Source organism: Mucilaginibacter koreensis, from assembly GCF_054783355.1.
Map to the genome: position 1 here is coordinate 680,610 of NZ_BAAGQS010000001.1, position 17,723 is coordinate 698,332.

13 protein-coding genes are annotated in these 17,723 nt (G+C 38.8%); 8 read left to right on the top strand and 5 right to left on the bottom strand.

From position 1 onward, the window contains the following. Positions 1-7: 7 nt before the first annotated feature. A complete protein-coding gene (locus ACYVNW_RS02935) occupies positions 8-1,678 on the bottom strand; it encodes a hypothetical protein (protein ID WP_460678348.1) in 1,671 nt (556 codons plus the stop codon). An 86-nt stretch (positions 1,679-1,764) separates the two neighbouring features. On the opposite strand from ACYVNW_RS02935, the gene ACYVNW_RS02940 reads away from it, so the two are divergent. After that, positions 1,765-6,093, top strand: a complete 4,329-nt coding sequence (locus ACYVNW_RS02940) for an NACHT domain-containing protein (RefSeq protein ID WP_460678349.1) — start codon at positions 1,765-1,767, stop codon at positions 6,091-6,093. Between the two features lie 76 nt (positions 6,094-6,169). On the opposite strand, the gene ACYVNW_RS02945 is transcribed toward ACYVNW_RS02940, so the two are convergent. From ACYVNW_RS02945 to ACYVNW_RS02955, 3 genes are all read right to left on the bottom strand, one after another. Continuing rightward, positions 6,170-7,030 (bottom strand): restriction endonuclease, encoded by an 861-nt coding sequence (locus tag ACYVNW_RS02945; RefSeq protein ID WP_460678350.1) that lies wholly within the window; start codon positions 7,028-7,030, stop codon positions 6,170-6,172. A 97-nt stretch (positions 7,031-7,127) separates the two neighbouring features. Continuing rightward, positions 7,128-7,931 (bottom strand): hypothetical protein, encoded by an 804-nt coding sequence (locus ACYVNW_RS02950; protein WP_460678351.1) that lies wholly within the window; start codon positions 7,929-7,931, stop codon positions 7,128-7,130. A 36-nt stretch (positions 7,932-7,967) separates the two neighbouring features. Then, entirely contained in the window at positions 7,968-8,795 is an 828-nt protein-coding gene (locus ACYVNW_RS02955; RefSeq protein ID WP_460678352.1) for a hypothetical protein, read from the bottom strand. Between the two features lie 560 nt (positions 8,796-9,355). Here ACYVNW_RS02955 and ACYVNW_RS02960 point away from each other — a divergent pair. The 7 genes from ACYVNW_RS02960 (at position 9,356) to ACYVNW_RS02990 (ending at position 16,813) form a co-directional block, all read left to right on the top strand. Further along, a complete protein-coding gene (locus tag ACYVNW_RS02960) occupies positions 9,356-10,117 on the top strand; it encodes a hypothetical protein (RefSeq protein ID WP_460678353.1) in 762 nt (253 codons plus the stop codon). Between the two features lie 148 nt (positions 10,118-10,265). After that, entirely contained in the window at positions 10,266-10,532 is a 267-nt protein-coding gene (locus tag ACYVNW_RS02965; protein WP_460678354.1) for a helix-turn-helix domain-containing protein, read from the top strand. Beyond that, complete coding sequence (locus tag ACYVNW_RS02970; protein WP_460678355.1) at positions 10,529-10,852, top strand: hypothetical protein; 324 nt, start codon at positions 10,529-10,531, stop codon at positions 10,850-10,852. The genes ACYVNW_RS02965 and ACYVNW_RS02970 overlap by 4 nt, the downstream gene beginning before the upstream one ends. 239 nt (positions 10,853-11,091) lie before the next feature. Then, positions 11,092-11,646: a BfmA/BtgA family mobilization protein gene (locus ACYVNW_RS02975; RefSeq protein WP_460680990.1), complete on the top strand. Its 555-nt coding sequence runs from the start codon at positions 11,092-11,094 to the stop codon at positions 11,644-11,646. 43 nt (positions 11,647-11,689) lie between these two features. Next, positions 11,690-12,625: a DUF5712 family protein gene (locus ACYVNW_RS02980; RefSeq protein ID WP_460678356.1), complete on the top strand. Its 936-nt coding sequence runs from the start codon at positions 11,690-11,692 to the stop codon at positions 12,623-12,625. Beyond that, positions 12,625-12,768 (top strand): hypothetical protein, encoded by a 144-nt coding sequence (locus ACYVNW_RS02985; protein ID WP_460678357.1) that lies wholly within the window; start codon positions 12,625-12,627, stop codon positions 12,766-12,768. Before ACYVNW_RS02980 ends, ACYVNW_RS02985 begins: the two co-directional genes overlap by 1 nt. Before the next feature lie 238 nt (positions 12,769-13,006). Next, positions 13,007-16,813: a DUF7149 domain-containing protein gene (locus tag ACYVNW_RS02990; protein ID WP_460678358.1), complete on the top strand. Its 3,807-nt coding sequence runs from the start codon at positions 13,007-13,009 to the stop codon at positions 16,811-16,813. Here ACYVNW_RS02990 and ACYVNW_RS02995 read toward each other — a convergent pair. After that, positions 16,796-17,704: a TaqI-like C-terminal specificity domain-containing protein gene (locus ACYVNW_RS02995; RefSeq protein WP_460678359.1), complete on the bottom strand. Its 909-nt coding sequence runs from the start codon at positions 17,702-17,704 to the stop codon at positions 16,796-16,798. The genes ACYVNW_RS02990 and ACYVNW_RS02995 overlap by 18 nt on opposite strands. Positions 17,705-17,723: the final 19 nt, after the last annotated feature.

The following is a 17,723-nucleotide window of genomic DNA, read 5'->3' on the forward strand; positions in this document are numbered from 1 at the left end:
GCTGCGTCTATTTTGTTTGGTTAAAAATGGCTTTGATTTGGTCTGCGATCGCCAGTTGATCTTCTTTATAAATCCCTTCGAATCCAATACTATAATTGTCGAAATCGGCCATTGCCTTGCTAAAATTGGCAGTAGAATTGACCTTTAACCACTGCTTTTTCCTTTCCCGGGTTCCTTTGTGGTAGCGTAGTATCGCATCCTTTAAAAGCCTCTTATTCTTACTCAGCAATTTGCTATTCTCGAGAAAAAAATCACAACTGATCATCGTCACCGGCAAAATGGCTTTGAATTTTGATGAGAGCTCAATTGAGAGCTCAGGGCCATTATTGATGATGAAATCATTGACAGCTACTACACCTGCGTGTGGTTCAGAATAAATTATTATTGGATAAATTTTCAATTTTTTTAACGGGATGCTAATCTCAAATAATTCCTTTGGATGGTCAGAAAGATGTTGAAGACATTTATGTAATTGAACAACTCCTTTTTTATCGCTTATAAAATTATCGTTCAGGTACTTTTTAAAAGCATTCAGATTCTGTTCCTGCCAATCTTTATAATGAACCGTCGATGTCTTGATCTCTATAATGAAAATATCGGTCTCGTTTAAAATGAGCGTCATATCCGGCGTTTTTTTGTCGTCTGATGGGATCACTCTATATCCTTTTTGATGAAATGATTGGAACACTTTTCCTAACAGAAATTTCTCCACATAGTAGCCAAAAAAAGCCTGGAAGCTCGACTTTGAAAACTGTGGGATGTAAGACGACAACGATCCCTCTTTAAACAGAAAATAGCCCCAACCCAACTCAGAGATCAACGATAGATCATGAGTTCCTGTGAAACTCAAATTGCCATTTGACAAACGGATAAATGGTTTCATCATGATATCAAAGACTGAAAAGGCAACATCGTTTTTTCCAGGCTCTAATACCAAATTCAAATTGTAAAGTGTTTGATGGATGGGATCCTCCGGCGGGATGCAGATCAAAGGATCGCTTGTTTGAATTCGTTTATCTTGCTCGATCTGTAAAGCTAGGTATAGCAAGCTAACATCGCCCAGTTTGTTAATTCCAAGCATTTCGCAAATCGCTTTTTCAAACGCCGGATAACCAGTCCCTGTAATTTGTTCCAAAAAGTCTATAAAAATGGCTTGCTTCATCCCACCAGTACGAACAAAGCTCGAAGAATTGGCGCCGTTCATATCCTGCATCATCATTATTTGCCATAGAAGATCATGGGTATCAGATTTTTCACCAATACCGATTTGTCGAAAATGATGCTCATTATAGATCATTATCGTTTCCAATACGGCCAAAGCGATGTAATCAGGACGCTCATACATAGGCTCCAAACTCGTTTCAGTTTTCTGGAATAGGTCAACCAGGATTTGGTTTACAATTAAAGGCGTAGTTAGAAAATGCTTAGGGAAGCCATCGAATACTAAATGTCGGAACCGTTCACCATGTGAATCCGGCAGTTTAGAAACAAACCAATTGATGAAGGGATTATTAATATCTCGCTCACTGCTTCGGGATAGCGTCATTTTTAAACGGCAGAACAAATTAAATACAACGTCTCGATTCAACCCGTCTAATCGCTCAACGTTTTTTTCGGGGATGTCATTTTGAGGATAGAATGCGGAATAGGTTAAAACCGCGTGATACTGTTGATCCATTTAGCATTTATAATTGATTAAAGATAATGCTTTAAAAAGCACTAAATCTGTCTTTCGATGTCTCTATCTCCAAAATATTGATAAAAATGCCGACCTTAACCTTACCGATTATGCCAGAAAATTATCAAGAAATAAATCAAAAAGAATTCTTAGCCGACTATGAAGATTTCGCCATTACTCCTCCGGCGAAGTATAATTTTGATCAGTTACCATTCAAAGATCTCCCTCCACGCAGATTTGAGCAATTATGCCTTAAATATTGCTATAGGAACTATGGCATGGAACGCTGTACGCTTTATGGAAAGCCAGGTCAAAAGCAGTTCGGGCTCGATATTTTGGTTACCGGGGAAGATGATGATTATATACTTTATCAGTGTAAACGGGTAAACGAGTTCTTGGGCACCGACCTTGCAGATGCTATCAAAGTTTTTCAGGACGAAAAGCATCAGGAAAAATGGTACGCAAAAACTTCAGAATTTATTCTATTTTCTTCAAATGAATTGATTGAAACCTCCTTTGTCGAGGAAATGGAACGTCAACGCAAAGTTTTACATGAGGTAGGCATAAAGCTGAATAAATTAGGCAGTATCGAACTATCTGAACTTTTGAAAAATGAAGTTGAGATTGTATATGAGTTTTTTGGAGAACAATGGGTTAAAGGTTTTATTAAACCTGAAATATATCAACCCTATTTGGCAAACCTTGTCATCTTACCCGAAAAGAAAATTTATAGTGAGGTACGGGACTACATCCCTCGAAGTTTGACAAATCCCGAAAAATCTAAAGAGAGTTTAGGATATAGGTTTTACGACGCAGAGCCGTTGACCGACTATATCAAAGAGCTTCATGCGGATAATAAGCCTGCAAGAGTGATGATTCGATCAGATGCGGGACTTGGGAAAAGTAAAGAGCTGGAACATCTCGCAAATCTTTATAGTAAGCCAGGCAGGTATTATCCGGTCATCATTCGCCTCAAATTGTACCAGGGCGACCTGGAAAAATTAATTGGCGCATTCTATGAATTTTGGAAATCAATACCCAGGTCAAGGCTTTTTTTGCTTTTCGATGGATTAGATGAGGTTCCGAATATTCACCTGGACACCTTCATCTCGCAGTTCAATCTGTTTTTGCAAGAGTATGAAGCAGCAAATATTTTGGCGACTGTGCGTAATAGCTTTTCTCTGCGTTCTGTTGGAGATGGCGTTGACGAGAATAGTGTTTTAAAGCCGCAATATCTCAAACCTCTCGATCAACGGGAAATTGAGAAATATATAGCAGATCGAGGCAATTCCAGTATTCAAATCAAGCGATTTCTGGATCTTTGTGTTGACAGACGTCTGAGCGATCTCCTCAGTAATCCTTTTTACCTCAAAAACTTAGTCGATTTATACCAACATGCGTCCCTTAAATTCCCTGATGACCGGGCTGATGCGATAGCACAGATCATAACTTTAAAGATGGAGCAAGATCGTTTCAAGTTTCCATCAATGCCATCAGCCGATCGCTTTTTACTTCTTGGGAAAAAATTAGCGGTCTATCTGACATTGACAGGCAGAAATTCTTTTCCGGAAAGCCAACTGACCGAGCTAACCGATCTGAATATTTCTGAGATCAGATATTGCTCACTATTTAGTTGTGAAGAGAATGACAATACATTATCTATCTATTTTGAACATAATAACTTTCAAGAATTTCTTACTGCCGCATATTTAAGTAGTTTAAGCTGGTTAGAACTAAGACAACTTCTTTTCCATGAACCGGCCTTCTTGATTCTTAAGCCCAGGCTGGTTAATACGGCTAATTATCTATTTACTTTGATGGATAAGGATAGTGAACTATATCTCAATTTCTTCAATACCTTGAAAAGTCATAATGCCGAACTTTTGTTGAAGTTTGAGAAGGATAAGATTGACTCAAATACGCGTTTCGAGATATTTAGGTACTTGGTGCTGGAGGGTAAACGGGAAGGGATAAATTACCTTCGTGGAAAGTACGAAGTAGAAGAGCTATTAGCCTATGTTCTACACAGTCCAACAATTCTGAATTTCCTCTTTGAAGAGCTTGAAGATCCGTCAAGTTCGGCTATCCATAGACTTTGCTTGTTAGAGATATTGAGGGATCTCAATACAAGTTCTATTATAGGAAAAGAACGAAAATATCTTCACCTCTTACTAAAGAATATCATTAAATCTCAGGAAACGCCGGCAGTCCATGACATGGCGATTGATGTCATGGTTCGCCATCTCTTCGTTGACAATGCTGATATAAACTTGTGCGTTAAGAAATGCCCCAACAGAAACACCAAGATTGTCCGTGAGAACATTCTCAAAATGATCAGAATTGGTGGGGATGGAAAGTATTTTGACTACATTTTAGAAAGCGCTGACTTACTTTTCCGAACTGACAGCAATACTTATTCCCAGTTAGGGAATGATTTTCTCGAAATCGTCCTTAACTTACTCAATCCAATTACTGGAGTTAAATGGTTAGCCTTCGCAAAAACTAACATAGAATTATTAGGAATTCTATTAGACGGTCTTTACGATCCGTCGGAACGAATGGTCATTCAACAAATCAACCTGAAACTTGCCACACTATATAAGCAAACTAAAAATGACGTCATATTGGACGAGTATATGGAGTTTGTTCACGCTATACACCGCAATCTTTCTGAAGGTAAATGGGGAAATCTTGCCTTATTCTTTATTAACACTGATACAATTGAAAGGGCATTTTTTGAATTGCTGAAGAAAGAAGATACCGTTTTGTACCGAAGCTCGATCGGTGCAGACCTTGCAAATCCAACGATCATAGATCTTTTGATAGAAAAAGTTCGTTCTGGGCTGATACCTCAAGATTCTATAAGATTAACCGGTAACTTTATTCATTACTTTAAACGATTCGACCTATTCAACTACCTTAAAGATCAAGTGAATTTGTTGATACCTGATTTCTTTAAACCTGTTGTCGAAACACAAGTTAATTGGCACGAGTTGAATGAACGGCGAACTGCGAGAGATTTCGAGCTATTAAAAGGTAAAGAAATTTTTCTTGCAGAAGCCGCAATGATTTTCAAGGAAGTAGCACGACTCAAAGATTTTGAAGATGATTGGTTTAATCTCGAGTATAGTGAGAAAGCTGAGATTAAAAAGATCGTTACCAATAATATTATTTTTCGAATGATCGAACGCGGGCGTATTACTGGCTACAACGCTTTTGTTGAATGGATTGATGAGTGGAATTGGGATTACTACGTATTTACCCAACTGACCAAGTTTGCGTTGGAAATGAAAAAGGTGATACCTGAATTTTGGTCTAATTGGATGCAACTATATGTAACTAATGTATTGTTATCGGAAATAGATTTTAAAAAATCTTTGAAGAAACTTGATAATGGTGGATATACAACAACGAATGGAGCAAGGCAAATACGTGGTCTATTCATGGCTGATTTTATAGTGCTGCCGCAAGACGTACTCTTTGACATACCAATCTCTGACACAAGTGGTTTCAGTCAGTTGAAGCCTTCGCCGGTTAAAAAAGACTATTTATTTTTAAAGGTCATTGACAAAGTCGAAGACGTCGATGCTTTCAAACAGCGTATTCTTGTCAACTTAACAAAAGATTTCCCAGTACCAATAGTACTTGAAACTCACTGTAGCATTTGCAATTACTTACAGATAGTTGAGGCTATACCATTACTGATCGATCATTTGCGGAAAAAATCAACCCCTACAGATGTTAAAGAGTCAATTGTGATTACCTTGAATATGCTTGACATTGATCCGGTCATTCTCGTAAACGAACTAAAGGAGTTGACAACCATTACAGCTCCCTGGCATTGGGAATTATTTAAGCCAGTTTTCAACGAAATTGTTAGCGGGAACATCATTTGGGATCGATCAGAATGTCTTAATTTGATTGAAAGGTCAATTCAAAAAAATAAAAACGAGTCCCGTTTAAAATGGCGACTTATCAAATCTGCACTAAAGTTGGGGTCTAAGAAAGCAGCAGATCAATTCTTTGCATTTATGGGCAACACCAAGAGTTGGAGTGATTATGCAGATGTCGAAGCCAAAGACTTCACTAACGTTGTTACTTATGATCCTAAGAAATTAATAACCAAGTGCATAAGTTTGCTCAAAGAATCGGTATTGAGTAAAACGAGAGAACGACCAGAAATGGTCGAACGTTTTGTAACCCAGCTCATAAGGCAAATCGCAGTACAAAGTTATGACCTGATGCTGTTTTCGCTGAGTAGCTATGAGTCTTTGATTGTTAAACTTATCGCCATTAAACCGGAATTGGTTCACCTCCGTTGGTACGAAAAAGATTTGGTTAGCGACTATTACATTCAAGCTGCAACATTCGAAGAGGAAAATACTGTGCTTAACATGATAAGATCAATTACATAATCAGACGCGTTGCCCAGATAATGGTTAGATGAAGCTTTCAGAAAAAAAAGATACGAGAACAGATTGCGAGGTTATCCTAACCAGGATGTGACAGGTTCCAAATTAAACCGCTTTTTGACAATGCCAAATGCCTTTTATCAAATAGTTCTTTCATGATCATCCAAACCTGATCAGTTAGTGCAAATGACCTTTTTGAGCTTTTATCAAGTTTTGCAAAGTGTCCCGTGATGGATATCCGTTGAAAAGACGTTTCCCCTTCATCGTGTTTCAAAAGCAGTTTCCGGTTGAGAGGATAATCTATCGTCATTGTTTTTAATAGCTCGCCCCGTCTTTGTCTCTCTTTGGAAAATTCCCCCAGAAATTTACTTAGTGAAATGGTGTTTCCATTAAGATCATGAAGTATTACGTTGTGCATGGCGAACATTTCTTCTTCATTCGCGACGTCAATCCTCTTATCACCAAAATCTACGCTGGTAACAACGCCACGAGAGACAATGGCACCGATGTTAATATTCAGGGTACCGAGCTCAAAAGTCTTGTTGTACGCGTTATCATTTTCACCGGCCTCCCACAATTCAACAAGCTTTATGCCTTTGTAAGCAGCGTAGGTAAGGGTATTTGGCGTATATCCAGACTTGCAAACTATAATGCCACTTGTTATATCTGAATCCTCCATGATACCAGCCAGCTTCATAACGACATCTTCATCAACTTTTTTATTCCAGTACTTACATTCTATAGCGGTGAGTAACCTTTTCTGACCGTCGAATTGTTCAGTTAAGACGTCAACCTGATGTTCAATCGTGGATTTTCCTTTAATTTTACAATTCTGGCCATAACCAATTATTTTAATTCCATCGCGTTTTCCAAGTGAAGTGTAGATATATTTGGTAATAGCTTCGTATTCCTTCCAATCAAGTTCGTATTCTTCCGCCATGACTTTTTTGCGATTTTTTGGGTTGTTAGATGTGGTTTCTAAGCATAATAAACAGTTCCAAATCCTGATTTCCAGTATTAATGAACAAATCAGCAATTTATTTGGTCGGGCCGTTCCTTTCGCCGGTTTTGACAGCTCCGAGGTCATCCCATGTTTTTAACTTAACCTTTGCAACATTTTCCGTCTCGTAAAGCATTGGCATTTCCTTGTTATATGGCAGGGCAGCGTGCATTTCTTTGATCAACGACCTTGCTGAGTCAACGAGCTTAAATATTCGCGGCTGTAATAGTTGGTAATCGATTCTATCTTCAGTTTTTATATCTTTCGGCGCGACATTTCGGGTGTGAATGACCTCATTTCTGATATCCTCTAATTTGCTGAACGTTGAGTATGATTTGAATTGGCCGGGGTCCTTCATTTTTAAAGCGTTTGGTAAAATTTGCCTGAGCTTTTGTGTCGTGGATTTCCACCGCTGAACTTCTTTTACATCCCATATTCTCTCACCATCTTTTCCTTTTTCAGTGTAGCTATATCCCGGTGGTATCAACGCATTACATAAGCATTCGACAGCAGTGTAAGCCATGATAATAGCAACCTTTACATGCTCAAAGTAATCATATATCTGGGTTATTTCGTCGTTGGCCAAAACGTAAAGAGTTCGAGTTGAGAGCTTTGGTTCGATTAGATTTTTATAAATTGACTTTGCGAGTTTCAATTCGCGATCGGATGCGTTTAGATACATTGCAGTGGCATTCGGCATATCGAAACTAATCGTTGATTTGCCAATTCTGAGTGTGGCGATCTCTTGCATAGCAATATCTTCATTGAGATCTTCAACTTCATAGATCAGTAGTTTTGCCTTTCTTTTATCCGAAATATGGTGTGTTATTCCATCTGCCATGTCCTAAAGTTTTTAGTTGCATTTATGATGCGTTATCTATTCGTTATCTAAAGTAAAATCCACGCGTTGATAACCGTAAGAGATGTAAAGATAGGGGGGCTTCAAAGCTTCCTGTATATCGTTTTGAATAATAAATCCTCGTCGATATTTTGTCTCTTTTAAAATTTTCCCTTCCTTGTCAAATTGACGCTCTATTATACCGCTGATTTTGAAAATCTCATTATTGAATGACCCAAACTGCAGTGCTCCGCCAACTGCCTTATCTTTCTCAGACAATATGACTTTTTTGATGATTTGCAGCGGAGTCAATCCGGGTTCGTTTTCAGAAACCTCTTCTCCTAATTTACTACCGGAGCCAAAAAACAATAAGCCATCTTCAGTCAATATTTCTTCGAAGTCATAGGTTATGCTGTCGGGGTTAATCGTTGCAAAGAACCTCATTATTCTGACTCTTTTCTCATGCAGACAATATCCTCCGAGTATGATCTCACTAAGTCCGTTTTTTTGAAGGATTGGCACAAGTTCTTCTGAAACCTCCTTGTAAACTTTAAATACCAAAGCACCGATTGAAGGAATTGACAAATCGGATAGATTTGTCATCACAGTTATGTTATTCAAAACTTCACTAATTGCATCTTTGACTGAGTAGGCGTTTATTGAACTTCCCACTACAGCGAGGCCAAATTGAGTTTCGTAGGCCCATTTATCGAAGTCAGCTTTTGAACTTGCAGGCTCTTTTATTCTAAACGGAACAGCGAACAACTTGATGCCTTTATCCATGTGACCTGCGTCTCCAAAGGAAATCCTTGAATCAGCACTAAATGAAACTCTCTCGCCATCTCTCTTAACAATTACTAACGTCATGATATAGATTTCTAGAAACTAAGCTAAATAAAAGTAATATATCAATGTAACGATTTTGACGACACCCTTGTATGCGCTTGGTTGAGCCCAAAACAGTTACCCGGTCAAAACCATCCGGATTTTTTTAGTATTTTCGGGTCTATATCGGTATTTTTGTACCATTAGAGAGGTGAAACACTAAAACGGCGACCATGGCCTGATGAATTCATCGTAAGCAATTGAAATTTTGCACGAAATAGAAATATGAGTGTTGCCCAGGTGAGCGCAAGATATAATTAATGCAGTTTCTTCGCACAAGAAAGAATGTCTTATCTATAGGCGATTTATAGCTTCGTATAGCACATTCCGGCATTTGTATGGACGATAGGTTCATCCTAACTTCCGAAGTAGCGCAAAGTAGTTCCCACGTGCAAAGCACAATATCTAGTTTTTTGACACCGAAACAAAATTAAATGATAATCAAGAACAGATAACTATTTATTATCGAATTACCGACAATGTTAATTTGAGCATACAAAACCATCTTTTGGACTAAGCGTTTTCTAATAAACGTTTTTCCTATGTCTAGCCCAAGCCTATATTTCAAATTCCGAGATCCTTTCGACTTTTCACCAAACCGTTTCGAGATAGGCAATGCCATCATCCAGAACAAAGGGCTAGCCGACAACTTCTTTTTAAAGAAACTTTATGATTTAGAGGAAGATGAATACGGCCCGTATTATTACTTCCATTTTGATTATTTTTCAATAAGCCATCCTGATCAGGAAGAACAGTATTTCAATCATGTGACGGATATAGTGATCAATCGCATCGATCATTATAAAAAGAAAAGCCCTTTTTCCTCCAGTTATCCCGATCACATGGCCAGCGTAAAGAAGTTGGAAGCATTCTTAGCCTTTCTGAAAACCATTGACCGCTGGCATAAGCTTGAACCAATAGAATCAGTAATAGCCGAGAAAGACCGGGAGATAGATAGGTTAAACGCTAAAATCGAAATGCTGGAAGCGCAACTGAAAGAAGCGACTAAGTATGATGCCAGTGAAAAGATCGTACTTAGCAAAGGCGGTTTGGTTGTATTTATGGATCTGATACACCAGATACAAGAGCTGAAACTATCTAATGGTAATAAGCTGGCCCGCTCGCAAGGGCAAAGCCCGTGGTATAAAATGATCGCCAAGTACTTCAAACACGGCGATAAAAACATCTCTATTGATACCGCACATAACTATTTCCCGGCTAATAAAGACGACAAACCAGCCAAGTATATTGACATCGCTGAAGAAGATAAGCTTTTCAAAATAACCCCTACGGACAAGGAATAGCGTTTACGCTTCAAATCTGACCAAACGCCATCATTGGTCATTCATTTAGCCCTTTTGCCCCCGACTTTTGAACCATTGCGTTCAAGGGAATCCAAATGATCGTCCCCTTGAACCGGTTTAATGATTAACTCAAAACACGAAGGGCAGAATGAATTTAGAGATCATCACCAAAGAAGATTTAAGGGAGTTTGAAGGTAGGCTCCTAACAGAGATCAAAAAGCTTATACAACTCGACGGGCAGGGCGCGTCTAAGAAATGGCTTAAAAGCAAAGAGGTCAGAAAGCTGCTGAAGATCTCACCCGGTACTTTACAGAATCTGCGGATCAATGGCACGCTCAGCTTTACCCGCATTGGCAGCATCATCTACTATAAGCTGGAAGATATTAACAAGCTGCTGGAAGGAGGCGTCAAATGAAGACAGCCATTTCAACACCGGCACTTGCTGGTTACGCGAAACTGCTTTGCCAAATGAGTAAGGACGAGCGGCTAAGTGCGACGCATGTCAGCCTGTTTACAGGACTCTTTGTCCACTGGCAGCGCAACGGCTTTGCCAGTCCTTTTGCCATTACGCGTAAGGCACTGATGGCTTATAGTAAAATTGCGTCGATAGCGACTTACCATAAGTGTATCAGGGAACTGGATGCTTACGGTTATATCAGCTACCAACCGTCTTACCATCCCAAGCTCGGCAGTCAGGTTTGCTGGCCTGCTGATTGGCAAATCTTAAGAACATGATGAAAAGGAATATCTCAGTATCGACCGATCTATGGATCAACCTATCGAGATATCTTATGTCCCTTCGCGAAAGCGGGGGGGAGCGAGCGGAAGTCGGGCGCACCCGACTTTTTCCGCTCGCCCTGCGGGGCTGAGGCGGTTTTGCGTATACCGATGGTATACTTTGCCCCCCGCTTTCTGCTATAAAAAAGGAAAACAGTATACCAAGCGGTATACCGGACAATGAAAATGTGTGAATGATGGCGACAAATGAAAATAACAAAACGATAAGGTTTTCAGAGAAAACAGATAACAAGCTGCAAGCTGTCGCTAATAAATGCGGCTTGTCAAAGCTGGATCTGTTTACCTACATGGTAGATTATTTCTACAAGACCAAGAAAGATCCAAGAGACCTGAACGACGATTTGCTAAAGAATGCGATTAACCGAAAGACCGATAATATTGTGGCATTTATTAAAACGCAGGAGCAAGACTTGTTGATACCCATCAAGAAAGACGGTGAGAGGCTGGGTGCTTCGCAAAGACAGATCATTGAGTATTTCAACAAGCAGATCATTGCTCATAATAAACAGCAAAAAGAATCTTATGATGGGCAAGTATTGGCTATTGGCAAAGTCGTCGATTACCTAAGTAAGTTGGATACTGCACAACTTGATAAGAATAAATTGAAGAAACGTTTCAGCGGCATATTGGAACATTACATGACAGAGCGGGAGAAAATGACCATGCTCAGTAAGCAGGCAGATAAAGAGGAACTGACGCGCTTTACCAGGGAACAGGTAAATAACCTATAGATGATCAAATCCACAGAGCGACTATAGTTAAAGAGTAACGAGTATGCATATCAACATCACCAAGAGCGAGACCGGCAATAACAAGGGCAGCAGTAGCCAGTTAGTCGCCTATCTCGAAAAAGAAAACCGGCTGGCTGAAAAGCTGGATCAGTATCATCAGCCGGAACAATGGTTTAGCCATGGCCGGGATAACATCCAGCCTTATGAGGTCAGGCAGAGCATCGATAATAATGTTGCCAAGCTTTCGAAGGACGACGCCAAGTTCTTCCTGATCAATATCAGTCCGAGCGAAAAGGAGTTGCTGTATCTGAAGGAACAATATGGAACAGAAGGCGCAAAAGCTTACCTGAAAGACTATGCCAATTTAGTTATGGATACTTATGCTAAGAACTTCAAGCGTAGTGGTATCGATGGCAACAAAGACCTGGTTTATTTCGGCAAGCTGGAGCAGAACCGTTACTATTCTTATAAAGACCTGGAGGTACGCAAAGGCAGAGCAGTAAAAGGCGATATTAAACCTGGTGAAAAGATGCACATTCAAATCATCGTTAGCCGCAAGGATGCGAGTAACAGCATTAAGCTCAGCCCGCTCAATAACTCGAAAGGGAAGAATGCTGCCCACAGCCAGAAGGTCGGTCAATTTGACCGGGTTGAGTTTAAGCAATTATCCGAAGCTTTATTTGATCGCATGTTTAATTATGACCGGGAGGTTAAGGAGTCATTTAAGTATGCCAACACGCTTAAACATGGTACTTATGAGCAGAAAGAGGAAGTCAAAGAACTATACCGGATTGAGCAGGCTAACAAAGTTTTCACTGGGCAAGGCCACAGTCATGGTACTGGCCTAGTAGATACTTTGTTAAAAGGAGGTCAATATATAGGCGGGGCACCTGCGCAGGATGACCACCAGCGTCGGAAAAGGAAAAGAGGTCGCGGCTATGGGCATGATAATGATCAAAGTCAAGGGTATTCAATGTAATGGAAATTGAACACCATGCGGCTGCGGCAGGTTGCTGCATTACACCATGCGCTTCGCGCCGGGTTCCATTCCGCAGCCAGCCTCGCCGCCGCACGCAGGCAAGTATTCGTTTCTCATACACGCCTGCTTTCCAGCGCACATAACAGTAACGGTCACCGCACCGCCACCATAAAAATACCCGCGCAGGGAAATTGTCAAGGGTACATAAACAACGGCTATCGCCGTTGCCCTTGACAATTTCCCTGCTTACGGCTCCGGTTGTTTAAGCGGTGCAATGACCTCGTGTGTGCAGCAAACGGGAATTCAAACGCTAATAAGTGCAATCGAAAATTTTTATTGTCTAATAAAATAATACCTTTAAATTCGATATATTTTCAGCTAATGACTATTTCCTTTATCACCCTAGTTCAAAGTTTAAATAAGGCGTATCGGTTAATCAAACCTCGTCGTGAAGATTTGGACGAATTTAAAAGCAATTTCTTAAAGCTATTAAGCCGAATAGACGAAAAAGAAAGCGAGGAAAATGTTAAGGGGCATTTAGCTGATTTCCTAAAATCTACCTATTATAAAGATAACCATTTGATTGCCACTAAGGAACGTGCAGATTTAGTAATCCATTTGGATAAGGATGCCAAATCACCTGTTGGGGTACTATTTGAAGTTAAAAAGCCTGGCAATAAGGCGGATATGATCACAAAGGATAATTTGAATGCAAAAGCAATGCATGAACTCATCCTTTATTTCTTACGAGAACGCTTTAATAACAAAAACATATCACTTACCCACTTAGTCATTACCAACATTTACGAATGGTTTGTATTTGACGCTTCTTTATTCGAAAAAGCGTTTGCACAAAATAGTCAATTACAGAAAGCATACAAGGAATGGGAGGCTGGCCAAAAGGTAAGTTCTAAGACTGATTTATTTTACAAGGAAATTGTTAAGCCGTTTTTGCATGAGCTTGATAAGGAATTTTCGTTTACTCATGTTGATATCAGAGAGTATAATAAATACTTAAATAGTGACCGGGAAAAAGATGATAACCAGCTTATACCTCTTTATAAGTTCTTCACACCCGTTAACCTGTTAAAACTGCCGTTTATCAATGATAGTAATTCGCTTGATACCGGCTTCTTCAAAGAACTTCTACATATAATTGGTCTTGAGGAAACAAAAGAAAGCGGTAGAAAAATTATACAGCGTTTACCTGAAGTTAAACGGCATCCCGGATCATTACTTGAAAATGCGATAAACATTTTAGAAGTTGAAGGTACGGTAAGAAAGGTTTCTAACAGATTTCTAACAGGAAAAAATTATGAAGAGCAGTTGTTCAATTTGGCACTTGAACTTTGCATCACTTGGGTCAACAGAATACTGTTTCTTAAATTGCTTGAAGCACAGTTATTGAAGTATCATAACGATAACTCAAAATTCCGTTTCCTTAATGTCCAAACGATTAGAGACTATGATGAGTTATATAAATTATTTTTTCAGGTACTCGCTCGACAAAGCAACGAACGAACAGCTCTCATTCAACAAAAGTATAGTCATATCCCATATTTAAATAGCTCTCTATTCGAAATATCTGCCTTGGAGGATGTTTCTATTAAGATTAATGGATTAGATGACAACCTCGATATCGATCTGTATTCCTTTTCAATCCTAAATAAAAAGAAGCAGAAAGGTGTAAAGGAGGTAAAATCAATGAATACGCTTCATTACTTCTTTGCATTTCTTGATGCTTATGACTTTTCTTCTGTTGGTAAAGAAGAGGTGCAGGAGGAAAATAAAACAATCATCAACGCTGCTGTCTTAGGCTTGGTTTTCGAGAAAATTAATGGTTACAGGGATGGGTCAATATATACGCCAGGAGCAGTGACTATGTTTATGTGTCATGAAACCATACGAAAAGCCGTAGTTCAAAAGTTTAATGATACCTATGGATGGCTTTGTGAGACGTTAGAAGATGTTAAAAACTACATTTCAGATAAAAGAAACAGGAAAGATATTCTAGAATTTAATAAAGTAATCGAATCGATTCGCATCGCAGATCCAGCAGTAGGATCAGGCCACTTTCTTGTTTCCAGTTTAAACGAGCTTATCTCTATCAAAGCAGAACTTGGGATTTTAGCAGACAATGAAGGAAATCGGTTGAGTGATATTGATGTTAGTATTGCAAACGACGAATTAGTTATTACTTACCACAGGACACAAACTTTTTTTGACTATGCTGTCAATAATACCACATCTGGCGGCTTTCAAATAGCCCCTGAGATTCAAAGAATTCAACAAACTTTATTTGATGAGAAAAGAAAAATAATTGAGGGTAGTTTATTTGGTGTAGACATTAATCCTAATTCAGTTAAAATATGCCAACTAAGGCTGTGGATAGAATTACTTAAGCACGCTTATTATAGGTCGGAGGAGAATTACACACAGCTTGAAACGTTACCTAACATTGATATTAATATTAAGCATGGTAATTCTTTGCTGAACAAGTATTCATTGACGGAAGATCTTTCAGACGTATTTAAAAAACAGAAATTTGGGGTTAATGACTATCGTTTAGCTGTCGAGTCTTATAAAAATGCCCCAAACAAAGAAGCTAAGGCTGAACTACAAAATTTCATAAAGACTATAAAAGAACAGTTTCATGAAACAGTAAGTCGTCGAGATCCCAGACGTAAACGCCTGTCAGAGGTAAGAGGACAGTTGGCACTTGCTCAAAATAATCTTGATCTCTTTGGAAAGAAGCGAACTGAGAAAGAGATGGAATCTGAGGTAAAAAAGCTGGCTCAAAATATCGAGAAAATTGAGAATGAAATTTCTGAGATCGAAAACAATGCAATCTACCGTAATGCATTTGAGTGGCGTTTCGAGTTTCCCGAAGTCCTAAATGAAAAAGGGGACTTTGAAGGCTTTGAAGTGATCATTGGGAATCCACCTTACATACAATTGCAAAAGATGGGAGCTGACGCAGATGCCCTCGAAAAAGGTAAATATTCGACTTTTGTGCGCACAGGTGATATTTACTGCCTATTTTATGAACAGGCAATAAAGCTTTTAAAACAAAATTACTATTTCGGATTTATCACCTCAAATAAATGGATGCGGGCAAACTATGGAGTCGCAACACGTAAGTTTTTCTTAGAAGAAACAAACCCTTTACTATTAGTAGACTTTGGTGGATACCAAGTCTTCGATTCTGCCACCGTAGATACAAACATCTTGATATCCCAAAAAGCCAGTTATCAAGGAGAGACACAAACATGTTTGTTAAATAAGAGCATCGGTAGTCTAGAAAAAATGAGCGATTTTATTCGACAAACTATATACAGTCAAAGTAACTTAAAGCCAGATGAAGGCTGGGTCATTTTATCTGCAATTGAAGCCGGTATTAAAAAGAAGATTGAAACATTTGGAACGGCACTAAAAAGTTGGAATGTGAAAATCAATTTTGGCATTAAAACGGGATTAAATGAGGCTTTTATAATTGATAAAGAAAAGCGGTCTGAACTGCTGAAAAAATGTCCTAAAGCAGATGAAATTATACGTCCAATTATTCGCGGCAGGGATGTAAAGAAATTTAAAGTAAAGTTTGCGGACAAATGGCTTATACATTCTCATAATGGAACAGCTCGCGAAGAACGCATTGACCTCGAATCGGACTACCCGGAAATATATAAGGAGTTATTAAAAAAGGAAAGTGAACTACGGAACCGTTACGATAAGGGGCAGCACTGGTCTAACTTAAGGAATTGTGCCTATTTAGACGAATTTGAGAAGCCGAAAATAATATGGATTGAGTTATCTGACGAACCGAAATTTGCTCTAGATAAAGCTGGTTATTTTGTAGAGGCGACTGCTTTTTTTATGACTGGCCCTAATTTAGAATATCTTGTGACTTTTTTAAATTCCAAAGTAGCTGATTGGTATTTTGATAAAATTACAACAACCTCAGGTGTTGGAACGAATAGATGGAAGAAGGTATATATTGAGAATCTTCCAATCCCCGTACCCAACGGTGAGCAGATGACGCGGTTGAAAGAAATTTCTGAAATTTTAACAGGCGAAACATCAAAAGACAATGAAGTGATTGAATGTAGATCTTTGATGGACAATTTAATATTTGAACTCTGCAACTTAACAGACGAAGAAATAGCCATTATATCAAGTTTCAGGCGTTGAAATTTTATTAAATGACTTTATATACTCCCGTTCTTCCAAGTCAAAACCATAAAGTTCAAAAAATATTTCATCGATTTGTTGTTCTAATTGTGATATATCAGAGCCGTTTTTCAGGTTCAAGGTTTCGATGCACTGATCTACAAGCCCCTCAACTGCCTTTTGCTGAATATGAGAAGGTTTGGGAACTAAGTGAGGCTCTAATGCTTGAACACTTACGATAACATCGCCTGTGCCGGTTTGCGGGGAATTTTTTAATAATTCCATTTTACTAACGGATGAATTTAAATACCCAACTATAAATTTCAAATCCCTACCGATTGCAAAACAAACTGTGTCCAAACAATAAGCGCCTGTGGTATCATAGGAAAATCTTAACGCAGAACCAACTCTTTTCCATAATATTTTGGGTTTTTCAAAATCTGCCCAATAATTGGAGCCAAATCTTTGTAAAGCGTACCATTCATACCTTATACCGGTTTCCGCTTTGTTACGTTTTTTTAATAAATCCTTATAATTTTCTAGATGGCGGTACACTGCATTGTATTCATTTTTAAAGCTTTCCTCTGCTTCTAAAGATGCTTTTTTTATATTTTCATCTGTGTGGAAAGGAAAGTGCCATGGTATAAATAATAACGAATCAGTTGAATAATTCGCGTGAAATTTAAACGTATCCCTGCCGCGAATAATTGGACGTATAATTTCTGCATTTTTTGACGATTCATTAACTAGTCTATTCTTAGTATCAGAATCAATTATAAACGCTTCATTACATCCTGTAAGAACGCCTCGATACATTTGAATATTCCAATCTTTCAATGGAGTCCCAGCGGCCAGAATTTTGTCCTTTATTCTAGCCTCCTGTATCGTAAGGATAGCCCATCCTGCTTCCATAGAGAACCCATCTTGTATA

Coding starts and splice junctions, on each gene's coding strand:
- ACYVNW_RS02935 (WP_460678348.1), bottom strand. CDS start 1,678: ATGGATCAACAGTATCACGCGGTTTTAACCTATTCCGCATTCTATCCT.
- ACYVNW_RS02940 (WP_460678349.1), top strand. CDS start 1,765: ATGCCGACCTTAACCTTACCGATTATGCCAGAAAATTATCAAGAAATA.
- ACYVNW_RS02945 (WP_460678350.1), bottom strand. CDS start 7,030: ATGGCGGAAGAATACGAACTTGATTGGAAGGAATACGAAGCTATTACC.
- ACYVNW_RS02950 (WP_460678351.1), bottom strand. CDS start 7,931: ATGGCAGATGGAATAACACACCATATTTCGGATAAAAGAAAGGCAAAA.
- ACYVNW_RS02955 (WP_460678352.1), bottom strand. CDS start 8,795: ATGACGTTAGTAATTGTTAAGAGAGATGGCGAGAGAGTTTCATTTAGT.
- ACYVNW_RS02960 (WP_460678353.1), top strand. CDS start 9,356: ATGTCTAGCCCAAGCCTATATTTCAAATTCCGAGATCCTTTCGACTTT.
- ACYVNW_RS02965 (WP_460678354.1), top strand. CDS start 10,266: ATGAATTTAGAGATCATCACCAAAGAAGATTTAAGGGAGTTTGAAGGT.
- ACYVNW_RS02970 (WP_460678355.1), top strand. CDS start 10,529: ATGAAGACAGCCATTTCAACACCGGCACTTGCTGGTTACGCGAAACTG.
- ACYVNW_RS02975 (WP_460680990.1), top strand. CDS start 11,092: ATGGCGACAAATGAAAATAACAAAACGATAAGGTTTTCAGAGAAAACA.
- ACYVNW_RS02980 (WP_460678356.1), top strand. CDS start 11,690: ATGCATATCAACATCACCAAGAGCGAGACCGGCAATAACAAGGGCAGC.
- ACYVNW_RS02985 (WP_460678357.1), top strand. CDS start 12,625: ATGGAAATTGAACACCATGCGGCTGCGGCAGGTTGCTGCATTACACCA.
- ACYVNW_RS02990 (WP_460678358.1), top strand. CDS start 13,007: ATGACTATTTCCTTTATCACCCTAGTTCAAAGTTTAAATAAGGCGTAT.
- ACYVNW_RS02995 (WP_460678359.1), bottom strand. CDS start 17,704: ATGGAAGCAGGATGGGCTATCCTTACGATACAGGAGGCTAGAATAAAG.